The organism is Bacillus swezeyi (assembly GCF_030908325.1).
GTDB lineage: Bacteria > Bacillota > Bacilli > Bacillales > Bacillaceae > Bacillus > Bacillus swezeyi.
In genome coordinates, this window is the sequence record NZ_CP133085.1 from 1,464,933 (window position 1) to 1,481,484 (window position 16,552).

The 16,552-nt window shown below is 44.0% G+C and carries 13 protein-coding genes; 7 read left to right on the forward strand and 6 right to left on the reverse strand.

All coding sequences use genetic code 11. The annotated features are described in order from the left end of the window. The first annotated feature begins 14 nt into the window (after window positions 1–14). Window positions 15–1,952: a glycoside hydrolase family 127 protein gene (locus RBH91_RS07070; RefSeq protein ID WP_307893946.1), complete on the forward strand. Its 1,938-nt coding sequence runs from the start codon at window positions 15–17 to the stop codon at window positions 1,950–1,952. 35 nt (window positions 1,953–1,987) lie between these two features. Here the strand turns inward: RBH91_RS07070 and cyoE are convergent, their stop codons facing one another. From cyoE to RBH91_RS07085, 3 genes are all read right to left on the reverse strand, one after another. Beyond that, window positions 1,988–2,896, reverse strand: a complete 909-nt coding sequence (cyoE, locus tag RBH91_RS07075) for a heme o synthase (protein WP_307893947.1) — start codon at window positions 2,894–2,896, stop codon at window positions 1,988–1,990. A 239-nt stretch (window positions 2,897–3,135) separates the two neighbouring features. Then, window positions 3,136–3,495: a hypothetical protein gene (locus RBH91_RS07080; RefSeq protein WP_307893948.1), complete on the reverse strand. Its 360-nt coding sequence runs from the start codon at window positions 3,493–3,495 to the stop codon at window positions 3,136–3,138. 144 nt (window positions 3,496–3,639) lie between these two features. Further along, window positions 3,640–4,530: a LysR family transcriptional regulator gene (locus tag RBH91_RS07085; RefSeq protein WP_307893949.1), complete on the reverse strand. Its 891-nt coding sequence runs from the start codon at window positions 4,528–4,530 to the stop codon at window positions 3,640–3,642. A 327-nt stretch (window positions 4,531–4,857) separates the two neighbouring features. Here RBH91_RS07085 and RBH91_RS07090 point away from each other — a divergent pair, with 327 nt between their 5' ends. Both RBH91_RS07090 and cysI read left to right on the forward strand, forming a co-directional pair. Further along, a complete protein-coding gene (locus RBH91_RS07090) occupies window positions 4,858–6,684 on the forward strand; it encodes an assimilatory sulfite reductase (NADPH) flavoprotein subunit (protein ID WP_307893950.1) in 1,827 nt (608 codons plus the stop codon). Window positions 6,685–6,710: 26 nt separating this feature from the next. Then, window positions 6,711–8,429, forward strand: a complete 1,719-nt coding sequence (gene cysI / locus RBH91_RS07095) for an assimilatory sulfite reductase (NADPH) hemoprotein subunit (RefSeq protein WP_307893951.1) — start codon at window positions 6,711–6,713, stop codon at window positions 8,427–8,429. A 45-nt stretch (window positions 8,430–8,474) separates the two neighbouring features. On the opposite strand, the gene RBH91_RS07100 is transcribed toward cysI, so the two are convergent. Then, complete coding sequence (locus RBH91_RS07100; protein ID WP_076762247.1) at window positions 8,475–9,377, reverse strand: LysR family transcriptional regulator; 903 nt, start codon at window positions 9,375–9,377, stop codon at window positions 8,475–8,477. A gap of 96 nt (window positions 9,378–9,473) precedes the next feature. Between RBH91_RS07100 and RBH91_RS07105 the strand changes: the two genes are divergently transcribed. Together RBH91_RS07105 and RBH91_RS07110 are read left to right on the forward strand one after the other, a co-directional pair. Next, window positions 9,474–10,346 (forward strand): DMT family transporter, encoded by an 873-nt coding sequence (locus RBH91_RS07105; protein ID WP_307893952.1) that lies wholly within the window; start codon window positions 9,474–9,476, stop codon window positions 10,344–10,346. A gap of 58 nt (window positions 10,347–10,404) precedes the next feature. Continuing rightward, window positions 10,405–10,782, forward strand: a complete 378-nt coding sequence (locus RBH91_RS07110) for a VOC family protein (protein ID WP_307893953.1) — start codon at window positions 10,405–10,407, stop codon at window positions 10,780–10,782. A gap of 45 nt (window positions 10,783–10,827) precedes the next feature. On the opposite strand, the gene RBH91_RS07115 is transcribed toward RBH91_RS07110, so the two are convergent. Beyond that, a complete protein-coding gene (locus RBH91_RS07115; RefSeq protein WP_307893954.1) occupies window positions 10,828–11,376 on the reverse strand; it encodes a DL-endopeptidase inhibitor IseA in 549 nt (182 codons plus the stop codon). Between the two features lie 497 nt (window positions 11,377–11,873). Between RBH91_RS07115 and RBH91_RS07120 the strand changes: the two genes are divergently transcribed. Both RBH91_RS07120 and RBH91_RS07125 read left to right on the forward strand, forming a co-directional pair. After that, on the forward strand, window positions 11,874–12,602 hold the full coding sequence (locus RBH91_RS07120; RefSeq protein WP_148955943.1) for a LysM peptidoglycan-binding and 3D domain-containing protein: 729 nt from the start codon (window positions 11,874–11,876) through the stop codon (window positions 12,600–12,602). Between the two features lie 160 nt (window positions 12,603–12,762). Next, the gene (locus tag RBH91_RS07125; protein WP_307893955.1) at window positions 12,763–15,084 is read left to right on the forward strand and encodes a peptidase G2 autoproteolytic cleavage domain-containing protein; all 2,322 of its coding nucleotides are present in this window, start codon (window positions 12,763–12,765) and stop codon (window positions 15,082–15,084) included. A gap of 35 nt (window positions 15,085–15,119) precedes the next feature. Here the strand turns inward: RBH91_RS07125 and RBH91_RS07130 are convergent, their stop codons facing one another. Next, window positions 15,120–16,544 carry an MDR family MFS transporter gene (locus tag RBH91_RS07130; protein ID WP_307893956.1) on the reverse strand — a complete coding sequence of 475 codons (1,425 nt, stop codon included), beginning with the start codon at window positions 16,542–16,544 and terminating at the stop codon, window positions 15,120–15,122. Window positions 16,545–16,552 lie beyond the last annotated feature (8 nt).

Genomic DNA, 16,552 nt, shown 5'->3' on the forward strand with positions numbered 1-16,552 from the left:
AGGGAGGAATCGAGATGACAATTCAGCAAAAAGGCTATCAAAAGGTAAAGATCACGGACAGGTTTTGGAGCAAGCGGTTAGAGGTGATCCATGATCACGTGATTCCCTACCAATGGGCCGCATTGAACGATCGTCTTGAGGATGCAGAACCGAGTCATGCGATTGAAAATTTCAGAATCGCGGCAGGTGAAGCAGAGGGAGAATATCACGGCATGGTGTTTCAGGACAGTGATGTCGCCAAATGGCTGGAAGCGGCCGCTTACAGCTTGGAGCATCATCCAAATCCCGAATTGGAAAAAACAGCTGATGAAGTCATTGCACTGCTGCAAAAAGCGCAAGGCGAAGATGGCTATTTAAATACGTATTATATGCTGAAAGAACCGAATCAGCGCTGGACGAACCTTCGCGACAACCATGAACTCTATTGTGCAGGCCACTTGATTGAAGCGGCAGTTGCTTATTATCAAGCAACCGGAAAAAGAGCGTTTTTAGATTTGATGTCTAAATATGCCGATTACATTGACACTGTTTTCGGTCCTGAAGAAGGGAAGCTGAAGGGCTATGATGGCCATCAGGAGATCGAGCTTGCGCTTCTTAAATTATACGATGTGACAGGAAATGATAAATATTTAAACTTGAGTCGATATTTTATCGATGAGCGCGGAAAACAGCCGCATTTTTTTGACATCGAGAAGAAGAAGAGGCAGGAATCTTCACCGTTCTTTTTTCATGATGGCTATGCCTATCATCAAGCCCATCTGCCGGTACGAGATCAAAAAGAGGCCGTCGGCCATGCCGTGCGTGCTGTGTATATGTATACAGCCATGGCTGATCTCGCAGCAAAGACAAATGATGAAACCTTAAAAAAGGCATGTGAAGCATTATGGGAAAATGTCACACAAAAACAAATGTATATAACGGGCGGAATCGGTTCCATGGCATTCGGAGAGGCGTTTTCATTTCAATATGACCTGCCAAACGATGTTTCTTACACAGAAACATGTGCATCGATCGGCTTGGTGTTCTGGGCAAAACAAATGCTGGAACTGACAGCTGATCATAAATATGCAGATGTCATGGAAAAAGCTTTATACAACGGAACGATCAGCGGGATGGATTTGGACGGGAAAAAATTCTTTTATGTCAATCCGCTGGAGGTGCAGCCTGAGGCATGTGAAAAACGGAATGACCAAAAGCATGTCAAAGCGGTGAGACAAACGTGGTTCGGCTGTGCATGCTGTCCGCCAAACCTCGCCAGACTTATTTCGTCCATCGGTCATTACATTTATTCTCAAAAAGAAAGAGAGCTGTTTGTCCACTTATATATGGGGCATGAAACAAATGTGCAGCTTGCCGGGTGCAGGGTGCATCTTGCCCAAGAGACGAACTATCCGTGGGATGGCGACGTCACAATGACGGTATCTCCTGAAAAAGCGCATGAATTCACGGTAGCTCTCCGCATTCCGGGATGGTCGAGACATGCTGTTTTAAAGGTGAATGGCGAAGTTGTTGACCATTTTCCCATTATGAAAAATGGGTATGTGTATATCACACGTACATGGGAAGATCAGGACAAAATTGAATTATCGATTCAAATGACGATCGAACAAATCAAAGCAAATCCGCTGGTCCGCCATAATGTCGGAAAGGCGGCGCTTCAGCGCGGACCGCTTGTGTATTGCTTAGAAGAAGCCGATAACGGCGGGCAATTGCAAAATATTTTATTGCCTAGGAAGGCAGAGCTGAAAGCGGAGTATGACGAGGGTTTGCTTGAGAGGGTCGTCGTTATTTCAGGAAAAGCGGAACGAATCGACGAGAAAGATTGGGGAGGAAGCCTGTATCGGATGGCTGAGATCCAAACAAGTCCTGCAGACATCAAAGCCGTTCCTTATTATGCATGGTGCAACCGTGAGCCAGGTGAAATGCGAGTATGGATCAACCAGTCGCGATAATGCGGCAAGAAAGGCTCCCGCTGCAGGGAGCATTATTATCCTTTGATGATAAACGCCATTATAAAAGTGTCTACAATCATGACGGAAAACAGCAGACAAAAATAAAGAAGTGAATACGCAAACATGCCTTTAGACCATTTGATGTCATGATCTGTTTTAAAGCCTTGGCAGCTTTTATAAATCCAGATAAAACCGAGGATTAATGCGGAAATAAAATAGAGCGGGCTCAGATGGTCAAGGCCGACATAAAAGTATAATAAAAGTGTGACAGGCACAAGGAGAATGATGTATCTGATCATGCTCAATTTCGTCAAATGATTCCCTTTAACAACCGGCAAAAGGGGCACTCCTGCGGCACGGTATTCTTCCTTGCGGGTAATACCGATCGCCCAAAAGTGCGGCGGCTGCCATAAAAACATAATGGCATATAAAACGAGAGCAGTCATATCAACATGTCCCGCAGCGGCGCAGTACCCCATGATCGGCGGCGCTGCTCCAGGAAAACTTCCGACAAAAGTGCTCCATACCGAAGACCTTTTAAACCAAACCGTATAGATCACCGCATACAAAATAAAAGCGGCAAATCCGAGAAGGGCTGTCAAAATGTTCACCGTCAATAATATCGCGAGTCCTGCGGCTCCCAACAAGGTGCCCCATGTCAAGATCGAGCGGGGGGACATTCTTCCCGCGGCAGATGCACGGCTCTTCGTGCGCTCCATTTTTGCATCTATATGCCTGTCAAAGTAATTGTTGTACACGGTCCCTGCAGCCATGACAAGCGCCGTTCCGGCCAGCGCCGAGACCATGGTAACAAAAAATGCGGCCCCTGTTAATATTCTTTCTGAACTAATATAGGCGATCCAAAACCCGCCGAATGCAGCGATCGAGTTGGATATGATAATGCCGGGTTTCACCAAATTGATATAATCTTTCATTGAAGCCATGCCGTCCTCCTGTTTTTTCAATAGATCTTATACCGTTAACATGAAAGCGTCACCAAATCTGTTCATACGAAACACTGCCTATAGGCATAAATTCGACATCAGTTGCCGTTTCCCTGCTCGATTTATGTGTGGAAGACTACATTGTCTGCCTGAGGATATATTGCGGCTGCGGTGTTTATCAAGAGGAAGCAGAAGTTTAAAATATCCGCGGAAGATATCGCCTTCCGCGGACTTCTATGCTACCGGTTAACCGTAATATTATTAATAATCATCTCGCCTAGGGTATTCCGGTAAGAAAAGATTGCCTTTCCAGGTCTGACGGCTTTTACATATACGCGGTCTGAGGTGATTCTGACCGTAATGGCGCTGCCGCTGTAAGACACGTTCGTAATGCCAACATATTGATCTTCCTGTCCCACCCTCATCGGCCTGTTGATGACGACGGCCTGCGGGGCGAAAATCCCTTGAACAGATGCTTGAACAGAATGATTTGCCGCTTTAGGAAATTCCTGGGCTTGTGCCTGCAGCGGGTTACCTGAAATTGCGAAAATGCCGGTGAATAAAAATGAAGCAACTAAACCTTTCGTTAACAACTTCATAAGATCATCCCTTTTCTGTTTGATAATTCCAGGATATGGGGTGTTGTGGCGCCAGTCAATTGATGATGTCCATCATTCACATAATGTACAAACCAAAAAAGATATTAATGTGAAGAGGCAGGAATTGTCAGTTCCGTACAATAATCATTTCGGGTTTGTTCGTTTATTCAGTGCATTGATAAATGTCTTAACATTTTTCTTATCCTGCATGATGGGAGAGTAAATATATGAAAGCGTCCTGTTAAAGGTTTGATTTTTCAGCCGGATGACTGAAAGGTTGCCGTGCTGTACATCTCTTTCGATGACGCTTTGCGACAAGAGAGAAAGCCCGATGCCTGTCATCAGCGTTTCTTTGATTCCTTGATTGCTGCTTATCGTAAGAAACGACTTTACTTTTAAACCGTTTGAACGGATCACATGGTTCAGGTATTCGCGCGTCCCTGATCCGACTTCCCTCGTCACCCATGTTTGGTTTTGGAGGTCGGCCATTTCGACTTCTTTTCTCCCGGCAAGCGGATGGTCGCTTGAAGCAGCGATGAATAATTCGTCCTGTATAAAGGGGTGAACCGAAAGCTCCTTTTCATTGGTCTGCCCCTCAATTAAGCCGATATCCACTTTGTACAGGCGGACAGACTGTACGATTTCTTCCGTATTTCCGATGACGGCCTGAAGCTCAAGCTCCGGATATTCTTTTTGCAGATCAAAAAGCAGCGCCGGCAGTATATACTCTCCGATCGTAAAACTTGCACCGATTTTCAGTTCGCCTTTGATGGAATTGTGGTGATCAAGAATGTCCTGTCTTGTTTGTTCATAAATCGTAATCATTTGTTTGGCACGGTCATATAAAATTTCACCTGTCGGGGTGATTTTTAAATATTTCGGAGAGCGCTCAAATAATTTCGTCTGGAATTCTTTTTCCAGATTTTTGATGTGCATGCTAACGCTTGGCTGTGACATCAGGAGAAGCTCTGCCGTTTTTGTAAAGTTTTTAACTTCCGCAAGAGTGACAAATGTTTTTAGCGCATCATAATACAAAACAATCCCGCCTTATTATTAAAGATCTTAATAGCAGTAATAATTAATATATATTTTACTAATGTTGAGTATTCCAGTAAACTTTAAATTAGAATCTTTTTTAGGAAATATATAGGTTTGAAGCAAGATGACGCTACATTTGGGCAAAAGGGAAGTGAGGATTGAGCGCTTTCAGTACTTCTAAAAAGTAAAAACCTCTATCAAACGCAAATATTTTGCGTGATTAAAACCGATTTGATTTATCGGAATAGTGGATATATGATAGATGTAATCCTTTTCCGTTTCAAAAAAGTCATCATTTTTTATTCCTTAGTGAGGTGGATATCGTTGCAACTTCAGGTAATGAACAGTCCTTTTAATCAGGAGCAGGCAGAGCTCCTCAACCGCCTTCTGCCAACCTTGACAGCATCACAAAAAGCCTGGCTGAGCGGTTATTTGGCGGCTTCACAGTCAACCGATGCAGCGGCGGCGCTAGAAACGCTTCCGGCTGAAGCCCCGGCCGCAAATACAGCGCAGCCTGTTTCAAAAGAAGTGACCATTCTGTACGGATCACAGACAGGCAATGCCCAGGGGATTGCGGAAAATGCGGGCAAATCTCTTGAAGGACGCGGTTTTCAAGTCACCGTCTCTTCAATGAGCGACTTTAAGCCAAATCAATTGAAAAAACTGAAAAATCTGTTGATTGTCGTTAGCACACACGGGGAAGGCGAGCCGCCTGACAACGCGCTGTCATTCCACGAATTTCTTCATGGCAGACGGGCTCCGAAGCTTGATGATCTCCGCTTTTCCGTATTGGCGCTTGGAGACAGTTCATACGAGTTTTTCTGCCAGACCGGCAAAGAATTCGATCAGCGGCTGGCCGAACTCGGAGGCACAAGGCTTTATCAGCGTGTTGATTGTGATCTTGACTATGATGAGCCGGCGGCAGAATGGCTTGAAGGCGTCTTTGGCGGCTTAAGCGAAGCCAAGGGCCAAGCTGAAAGCACAGCACCTGCTCAGACAGCGGCACCTCAAGCAGGGGAAGCGGTTTACTCTAGAAAAAATCCGTTTCGAGCCGAAGTGCTGGAAAATTTGAATTTAAACGGACGCGGATCCAATAAAGAAACACGCCATCTTGAATTATTGCTTGAAGGGTCAGGCCTCACATATGAGCCCGGCGACGCGCTCGGCATTTATCCGGAAAATGACCCGGCACTTGTCGACATGCTTTTTGAGGAACTGAAATGGGCCCCAAATGAAACCGTCACCGTTGACAAACAGGGGGAAAGCCTCCCGCTCAAAGAAGCGTTGACTTCTTACTTTGAGATTACGATATTAACGAAGAAATTTATTCAGCAGGCGGCTGAACTTTTAGAAAATGAAAAGCTGCGCGAGCTTGCCGCATCAGAACATGCAGACAAATTAAAAGCGTATATCGATGGCCGTGATCTGCTTGATTTCGTCCGCGATTTCGGACCGATCAGCACAACTCCGCAGGCATTTGTTTCGATTTTGCGGAAAATGCCGCCGCGTTTATATTCGATCGCAAGCAGCTTAACGGCGAATCCTGATGAAGTCCATCTGACGATCGGCGCGGTCCGCTACAATACGCACGGCAGAGACCGAAAAGGGGTCTGCTCGATTTTATGTGCAGAACGCCTACAGCCTGGCGATACACTGCCGGTTTTCATTCAGCCGAACAAAAACTTTAAGCTGCCTGAGCATCCGGATACGCCGATCATCATGGTTGGCCCTGGCACAGGAGTCGCACCATTCCGTTCCTTTATGCAGGAGCGCGAAGAATCCGGAGCGGCGGGAAAATCGTGGATGTTCTTCGGCGATCAGCATTTCGTCACCGATTTCTTATATCAGACAGAATGGCAAAAGTGGCTGAATGATGGAGTGCTGACGAAAATGGATGTCGCATTTTCGCGCGATACGGAAGAAAAAGTATATGTGCAGCACCGCATGCTTGAACACAGCAAAGAACTGTTTGAATGGCTTCAAGAAGGGGCGGTATTCTACATTTGCGGCGATAAGAACAACATGGCTAAAGACGTTCACAGCGCATTGCTCGACATTATCGAAAAAGAAGGCGGCGTGAGCCGCGAAGAAGCGGAAGCGTATCTCGCCGAGATGAAAAAGCAAAAACGTTATCAGCGCGATGTATACTGATTTTGATTGAAAGGGGTTTTTTCAACATGGGGAACGAAATATTAAAAGCACCGGAAGGCCCTCCAAGCGATGTAGAGCGCATTAAGGAAGAAAGCAACTATTTGCGCGGCACATTGAAGGAATCGATGCTTGAGTCAATCAGCGCCGGAATTTCCGATGATGACAACCGGCTGATGAAACACCATGGCAGCTATTTGCAGGATGACCGGGACCTCCGCAATGAACGCCAAAAACAAAAGCTTGAGCCCGCCTATCAGTTCATGCTGCGCGTCCGGATGCCGGGCGGTGTGGCGACGCCTGAGCAATGGCTTGTCATGGATGAGCTTGCCCGCGAGTACGGCAACGGGACATTGAAGCTGACGACAAGGGAAACCTTTCAAATGCACGGCATTTTAAAATGGAACATGAAAAAAACGATCCAGAAAATCCATTCGGCTCTTTTGGATACGATTGCGGCATGCGGTGACGTCAACCGTAATGTGATGTGCGCCTCAAATCCATATCAATCCGAGATCCATGCCGAGGTGTATGAATGGTCAAAAAAATTGAGTGATGATTTGCTGCCGCGTACACGTGCGTATCACGAAATTTGGCTTGATGAAGAAAAAGTCGCCGGCACACCCGAGACGGAAGAAGTCGAACCAATGTATGGACCGCTTTATCTGCCGCGGAAATTCAAAATCGGAATTGCCGTTCCTCCGTCAAATGATATTGACGTTTTTTCACAGGATCTTGGCTTTATCGCGATCGTTGAAGACGGCAAGCTCATCGGTTTTAACGTGGCCATCGGCGGCGGTATGGGCATGACCCACGGAGACAAAGCGACATATCCGCAGCTTGCCAAAGTGATCGGCTTTTGCAAGCCTGAACAAATGTATGATATCGCCGAAAAAACGATTACGATTCAGCGTGATTACGGAAACCGTTCCGTCCGCAAAAATGCCCGCTTCAAGTACACCGTTGACCGCCTCGGTTTGGAAACGGTCAAAAACGAGCTGGAAAACCGCCTCGGCTGGAGCCTTGCTGAAGCAAAGCCGTATCATTTCGATCATAACGGCGATCACTACGGCTGGGTGAAAGGCGTTAACGGAAAATGGCACTTTACTATGTTTATCGAAGGCGGCCGTGTCACCGATTATGATGACTACAAGCTGATGACCGGCTTGCGTGAAATCGCTAAAGTCCACACTGGCGATATCCGTCTGACTGCAAATCAAAACTTGATCATCGCCAATGTATCAAGTCAAAAGAAGAAAAAGATCAGTGAGCTGATCGAACAGTACGGTCTGACTGACGGCAAGCATTATACGGCTCTCCGCCGCAGCTCAATCGCGTGTGTCGCACTGCCGACGTGCGGACTGGCGATGGCTGAAGCGGAACGGTATTTGCCGACTCTGATAGACAAGATCGATGAAATCATTGAGGAAAACGGGCTGCAGAATGAAGAGATTACCATCCGCATGACAGGATGCCCAAACGGCTGCGCCCGCCATGCCCTCGGTGAAATCGGCTTTATCGGCAAAGCGCCGGGAAAATACAACATGTACCTCGGCGCCGCTTTCGACGGCAGCCGCCTAAGCAAAATGTACCGCGAAAACATCGGGGAAGAAGACATTTTAAGAGAACTTCGCACGATCCTTCCGCGCTATGCAAAAGAACGCGAGGAAGGCGAACATTTCGGCGACTTCGTCATCCGCGCCGGGATTATTAAAGAAACGACAGACGGTACGAATTTTCATAATTGATCAAACTTCATAAATGGTTCGGATATTATAAATCGCCTTAGCTTTCTAAGGCGATTTTGTTTTGTGAAAACCCCCAGCATGATATTGGCTCAAGACTTGAATGAACTCATGTGCCGCCGGTGTCACATCATCAAATGCATATGTAATGATACCGATATCGCGAGTGATTCGGGGGAAGATGTCCTTTTTGGCAAGACGATGGGATACAGATGAAAGGGTAAAGTTTGAAATAATGCCGATGCCCAGATTGTTTTTGACCATATTAATTAACGTTTCGGCATTTTGAACTGTTAAATTCTCTTTTAATTCAATATTGTATTGCTGAAATGTTTTTGACATGGCGATTTCATGCCCGCCTTTACAAAAAATAATGTCATTTTGATATTTTTTCAGTTCAACATATTTTTCTTTTTTTAATTCATCATCATATGCTTCAGGAATGACGGCTACCATATAGTCGCTGCACAATAATTGATGTTCAAACGGTTCAAAAGGAGATGCCGCGATTCCAAAGTCCACCGTTCGATTCCCTACCCATTCTTTTACTTGGGCGGACGTTCCCTCGATTAAATCGATTTGAATCAATGGATATTTAGATCTGAATAAAGCGATTGCCTGGGGCAGAATATTCGTTGATACAGCCGGAAACGAACCGATCGTCACTTTCCCGCTTAGAAGCTTGTTTTTCTGATAGGCCGCTTGAAATATTCTATTTTCGATACTTATCATTTGTCTGGCCAAGACCAAAATGTCCTTTCCCGCTTCGGTTAGCCATAATCCATTTTGTTTATGTCTCATAAATAATTGAATATTTAACGACTTTTCCAGGTTTTTAACCGCTTTGCTTACTGCAGGCTGAGATATAAACAATTCTTTGGATGCTTCAGTAAAATTCAACTTCTCTGCGACCTTTACAAATATGTGAAGGTTATTCATATTCATAACCATTAAGTTATACCTCCGATAATTAAGATGTATTTCAGTTATATATAAAGATAGCATATGATAAAAATCAGAAATAGTTAAAAGAAAGGCGGCATAAAGATGTTTAAAGTTATTTTGGGGATCATTTCAGTCACCCTTATTTGGGGTTATACATGGGTGACGATGAAAATAGCAATCCATGACATACCCCCTATTTTATTTTCAGCACTGCGCTTGTTCATCGGTGCGGCTCCTTTGTTTTTGATTCTCTTTATAAAAGGAAAAAAGCGTTCTATAGGAAAAGAGAATCTGAAAAATTATATGATCATGAGCCTATTGATGAGTCTAGGTTATATGGGAGTGTTAACATATGGCATGCAATTTGTCGATTCAGGAAAAACCTCTGTTTTGGTGTACACCATGCCGATTTTTGTTACTGTTATCAGTCATTTTAGATTAAACGAGAAAATCAATGTTTACAAAATGATAGGTTTACTATCCGGCCTTATCGGCCTTTTGTTTATTTTAGGAACAGAGATTCTTAATGTCGATAAAAACGTCATATTTGGAGAGCTGTGTGTTCTTATGGCGGCGCTTAGCTGGGGTATAGCCAATGTTTTCAGCAAACTGAAATTTAAAAACATAGATATCATTCATATGAATGCTTGGCAGCTTATCATAGGGACGATCATGTTATTGATCTTTTCTCTCATTCTGGAACCATCCCATTCGATTCAGTGGTCAAATGAAGCGGTCTTATCTCTATTATTTAATGGTTTATTCTCCACGGCCTTTACGTTTGTCATTTGGTTTTGGATACTCAATCAAATAGAAGCGTCAAAAGCATCTATGGCTTTAATGTTTGTTCCTGTCTTAGGCCTCTTATTTGGCTGGCTGCAATTGCATGAGCGGATAACATTTAACATCATGCTTGGCGCATTAATGGTCTGCATTGGTATCTTTATGAATACTTACAGATTTAAAAAGATGTAAGAAAATCATGGGGAAGTTCAAGGTTATATATGGTAATATCAGATGGGGGTGAAGAAAAATGAAAATCGAACACATCGCAATTTGGACGAAACAATTAGAGGAAATGAAAGACTTCTACACTCACTATTTTCATGGGACGGCAAGTGAAAAATATATCAATCCGAAAAAGCAATTCGAATCATATTTCATTCAGTTTCAGTCAGGGACGCGGCTGGAGCTGATGAGACGACCGGACTTGGCGCCGGGAGAAGAGCCGGCAGAGGGCTATGCCCACATGGCGTTCTCTTTAGGTTCCCGCCAGCAGGTCGATGACATGACCCGCCGTTTTGAAGAGGAAGGCTTTCAGGTTGTTGGGAAGCCGCGCGTCACAGGGGACGGGTACTATGAAAGCGTCATCCAGGATCCGGACGGAAATCTTGTCGAACTGACCGTTTAACAGCCTGCAAGAAAAAAAGCCAATGTTTTTAGACATTGGCTTTTTTTAGAATGCAGCATCAAGCTGATTAATTTTCCATTTGTTATTTTCTTTAACAAACGTGATTTTTCTTTTTGCAGTGACTGATCCGTCTAATGCAGGTACAGCAAATTCGTATGTTCTTACATTGTCCTTTTTGGAGATCAGTTTCATTTTTGCCTGTTCCCATCCTAAGAGATTATCCCCATCACCGACAGGGACGGCCATTTTGCCTTTATAGGCGATGATATTGTATTTGTCGAATCCTTTTTTAATTGCATCTGTTGTGAAAATCGGCGTCAAGTAATCCGTTAATTTTGCCTTTGTACTGAATTCACTGCACATGTACGTATATGGAATGCCGCGGTGTTCAAATGTTTTTGTCTGGCATGATGAGTTTTTAGCCTTAGGATTATGGCCGCTCATTGTATTCCAAAAATGTTCACGGGCCTGCAGTGTCATCGTCATCACCTGTTGATTCGTTAAATCCCCTGATGTTTGTTTTTTTGCAGCAATCGTCGTACCGATCGGTAAAATCAATAAAGCAGTCAACAAACAAACGATAAACTTTTTCAATGTTCTTCTCTCCTTCAATATATCTCTTATGTTACAAATGTTACAATAATTACGGTGATATTACAAGAAGTTTGCGAGAAAATTTTTCCTCCGCCTGTTTTGTTATATATGACGAAGAAAAAGCAAGCCGAGTTTTCGTTTCTTGAGAAAAATGACGGCCGTCAGCTTCTCATCAAAAATGAGAACCATCAGAAGTGTTCAAAAAGATTCAATGGATATCCTATAGATTCGTTTCCCTCTTTTTTTAATAAAAAAACATCAGTTGGAGCTGCCGGCTATCAATCAAAAGTAAACACAGTCACATGACGAAGATCAAGTCGATCACCCTATTTCTACATATTTAAAATAATGAAAACACCGAATTTTATATAAAATTAAACTTTTTCAGTAAAGAAACTGTAACGAAACTCATATCAATTTGTCATTGAGGTGACATTTTGCTGTGTTACGATTTTCCCTGTTAGTTTCAAAAGAGCTAACAAGGGAGGATTTAACTTATGAAGAAGACAATCATGTCCTTGGCTGCAGCCGCAGCTCTGTCAGCGACTGCATTCGGAGCGAATGCCTCAGCAAAAGAAATCGAAGTGGAAAAAGGGGATACGCTCTGGGGGATTTCCAAAGATCATGGGATGAACCTAAAGGACTTAAAAAAATGGAATCAGCTTTCTTCAGACCTTATTATTCCAGGTCAAAAGCTGAACATTTCTTCTCAAGAAGAAAAATCTGATGAGAAGCAGTACACCATCGAATCCGGAGACACGCTCTCAAAAATTGGCCAAACCTTTGGTGTAGCTGTCGATGATCTTAAAAAACGGAACAACATCAAATCAGATCTGATTTTTGCCGGAGAAACCATCGCAATAGACGGACAAGCTGCAGGTGTGACACCACCCGCAAAGCAAGAAGCCGTCCAAACTGAACAAACAGAAAAGCCGAAAAAAGAATTGACTGTGACGGCGACAGCATATACGGCAAATGACGGCGGCATCTCGGGCATCACGAAAACGGGAGTCGACCTTAATGCCAATCAAGATGCGAAAGTGATTGCGGTTGATCCAAGCGTCATTCCGCTCGGTTCAAAAGTATATGTAGAAGGCTATGGCGAAGCGACGGCAGAAGATACCGGAAGCGCCATTAACGGAAATAAAATAGACGTATTCATCCCAAATAAAAAAGACGCGCTGAATTGGGGCGTGAAAACCGTAAATGTGAAAGTATTAGATTAAGAGATGAGGACGCAGAAATTAGTTCTGCGTCTTCTTTTTTATATTTATTGTAAAAACGGAAACAGACTTGCTTTAGGTTGAATGTCATACGTTTGCCAACTATTGATGAAAACGCTTTTCCTTCTGAAAGGTGTTAAACAAATAAATGGAGGCGGGACAGTTGGCAAACAACACATCTTTTTTAGGACTTCACAAACCTAAAAACCTTGAAATCGACAAAGCGATTTATGAAAATTTTGAGTTGATCGATCGTAAAATCGGCTCTGCACTTGATGATGGAAGCTCAACATATGAAAGCTTAAATGAGCGGCTTAAAATCTATGAAACCAAATTTGACAGCCTGACTGAACGAAATGTAATGGATTTTGGGGCAAAAGGAGACGGAGTGACTGATGATACCCAGGCTTTTCATGACGCCATGGCAGACGGTGGCTACAAAGTAGTGGTACCGAGAGGAGTATTTCGAACCTCCGGCTTGCATGTCCCATCGGATACGATGTTGGTCGGCTCAGGGAAGAAAAAGACGATCATAAAACTGCTGGACAGCATACCGGTCGAAAATTCGGTGTTGACCAATAGTGATTGGACAAATGGCAACGAAAATATTTATGTCGGCCATTTAACGCTTGATTGGAACAAGGATACCAGACCGGCGGGATGGAAAATTCCAAAAGGTCCGACCTCAAGCTGTTTGCTTTTTGCCAACGTGCATTACTCTTTTGTAGAGCATGTTTTTGCTAAGAATGGCGGACTTCACGGCTTTGATTCAACAAGCCCGAATTACAACAGACATGGTGAGCATGATGATCCGACATATTACCAGCCGAACGGATGCAGTTTTGTGACATTTTCACATTGTGAAGCAACAGGTGCCGGAGATGATAATTTCACATGCCACTTTGGCCGGCATACAACTTTCAGTCACTGTCTTTCTTATCATCCGATGGGTTTGAATGACGGATCCTCAAATACAAACTGTTTTGAGATTGATGATGGTTCTCAAGATGTAATGATCGATCACTGCATTGCTGTCGGCGGAGTCCGCGGTTTCGAAATAAAAGCACATGAATATGCACCAGCAGCCAAACGTATTCAACTGGTTAACTGCCGCGCCTCTGAAAATGCCATCGGATATGCTATTCGGCATATCGGACATCATAAAGCAAGTGAACCTCAGTCTGTTTCGGCTCATGATGTTCAGCTTGTGAACTGTATTGCATATAATCCAAAGCCTAATGATCTTTATAAAGGGGCGGGTCCAAATGCATTGCAGATTTCAGGTTATGATGGAGTCAGTGTTGTAAACTTCCATGCTATTTGTGATGACAGCACTATTAATTATAGAGATAACCCGGTTATCAGCGTTTTTTATAAAGGTCGTTTAATCAGTTTGAAAAATATCACGATCAGAGGGTTTAAAACAGCAATAAATGACTTGTACATTGTCGGAGGGGATAATTCCGTCGGCAAAGTCATGATTGATGGCGTCACCCTGATTGATTCCGGCCAATATGGCGTAGCTTTTGGAAAGGGTATGTATGAATCGGTTGTTTCTAATGTTTGGGGCCAGCGTTCTCCTAAAAATAATGCAGGTACAATAGGGATTTATTCATCAGATCCGGATTTAAACGTTTCGAATTGCGATTTTTCCGGTTATGAGACCGATTTTAAAATTGGAGGTGTAGTGACCCCATACTTTTTATTCAAACATAAAGGCAGCGGGGTTATCGGTTCAAGAGAATCGCATGCAACAGGCAATAATAATGTTGTGGCAAGTTCAGTACGAGGAAGAGCTGAAGGGGCCGCACAATCGACAGTCCTTTCCTCGTACAATACGATAAATCCAAACTCTGATTCTGTAGCAATGGGCTGGGCTTCCGGTAATTCCCCTTCTACAGCGAACAGAAAGATTGAATTGCATGCTAGAAACGGCACAATTAAAGCATCAGGAAGCATAACAGGTTCACAAACCTTTACCGATTACGGAGAATATTTCGAAAGTATCACTGGTGAAAAGATTCCGACTGGAACGCTTGTCGCACTTGAGGGAGATAAGATCAGACCTGCTGAAAAAGGCGATCATCTGCTCGGCGTCATATCAGAAACCGCTGGCGTCATCCTTGGGGAAGCAAGCTTTCATTGGTCAGGCCGCTACGTCAAAAATGAGTTTGGCGGATATGTTTATGAATTGCAAAAAGGTTCTGATGGTGAAATTGCTATGGTTCCTAAAGAACATCCGGATTACCGTCCTGAACAAGAATATAAATCAAGAAAAGACCGTGAAGAATGGAACGTGGTCGGGCTCGTCGGACAGGTGTATGTAAAATGTGATGAAAAAGTGAAGGCTGGTGATTTTATTGAAGCTGACGGCGGTATTGCTACTAAAACTGATCAGCCGGGTCAGTGCTGGCAAGTCATGAAAATAACCTCCGAGTATGACGTTCACAGAGGTTTTGGAATTGCCCTCGTGTTTATTCGATAAAAAAACAACCTAGCTTCAAGCTAGGTTGTTAATTTTTAGCTATTCTGAATGGCTTCATTCTTTACTTTTAAAAGGAATGAAAGAATCAGCGCGACAGCCGCAAACCCGATGGCGACGAAATAAACCGTATGAACGCCCGCCGTCATTCCTTGCATTTGCAGTTCCTGTTTGTTTGTTAAAGAGGAAAGCTCAATGAAACGGTTTGAAACGGTTGTCAGGATCGTTGTATATAAAGCGGGGCCGATTGCGCCCGATACTTGGTTGACCGTATTCATAATCGCCGATCCGTGCGGATATAAAGGCTTAGGCACTTGGTTTAAGCCGAGTGTCATGATCGGAGCCATCGTCAGCCCGACGCCGAGTGTGAACCCGGCATAAAGCATCATCCCTGCTGCCATTGAGGTATCGCTTGAAATGTTCGTAAACAGCCACAGCACGGCTATCACAATGATTAAACCGGTCATCAACAGCGGTTTAAAACCTAACTTATCAAAAAGGCGCCCTGCTACAAGAGACGTCATGGCCAATACTAAACCGCCCGGAAGCATTAGAAAGCCTGTATCTAAAGGTGATAGCTGGAGCGCCATTTGAAAGTACAGCGGCAAAATCAGCATCATCGAAAATTGCAGCATCATCACGATCCACATTAAGACGACTGCTGCAGAAAACACTTTTGATCGGAAAGGCCTCATATCAAGCATCGGCTCTTTCATTTTCAGCTGGCGGCGGACAAACAACATTAATCCAATGATGCCGGCCGCCAGTCCGATCATGACTTTCGGGCTGCTCCAGCCTGCTTCTTCTCCGGCGTTGCTGAAGCCAAAAACAATTCCTCCAAATCCAATGGTAGATAATATGATGGACAAGATATCAATTTTCGGATTGGTCAGTTCGGTGACATTTTTTAATCTGAAAGTTGCATAAAAGATGATGAAGAGCGCAACTGGCAGCATCATAAAAAAGACGACGCGCCATGAATAGTGCTCGACAATAAACCCTGAAATCACCGGCCCGATCGCAGGGGCAAATAAAATGACAAGGGTCAGCATCCCTGTTATCGTTCCGCGCTTTTGAGGGGGAACCAATGTCAAAATGACATTCATCACCAAAGGCAAAATAAGGCCTGTACCGGAACCCTGGATGATCCGGCCGGCGAGAACGAGAGGGAAAACAGGGGCTGTTCCTGCCAAAAGTGTTCCTGCTGTAAATAAAGACATTGCACAAAGAAACAGCTGTCTTGTCGTAAAACGCTGCATTAAAAATGCGGTAATCGGCACAGCGATGCCAATCATGAGCATATATCCGGTCGACAGCCACTGGGCTGTATTAGCGGATATACTGAAATCGTCGATGATCTTCGGCAATGCCACATTCATGACCGTTTCATTAATCAAAGCAAGGAAATTGCCGACGATTAAGATTGCGATAATCATAATGGAGCCTTTTTTTGTGTGTTCCATTTTATTTC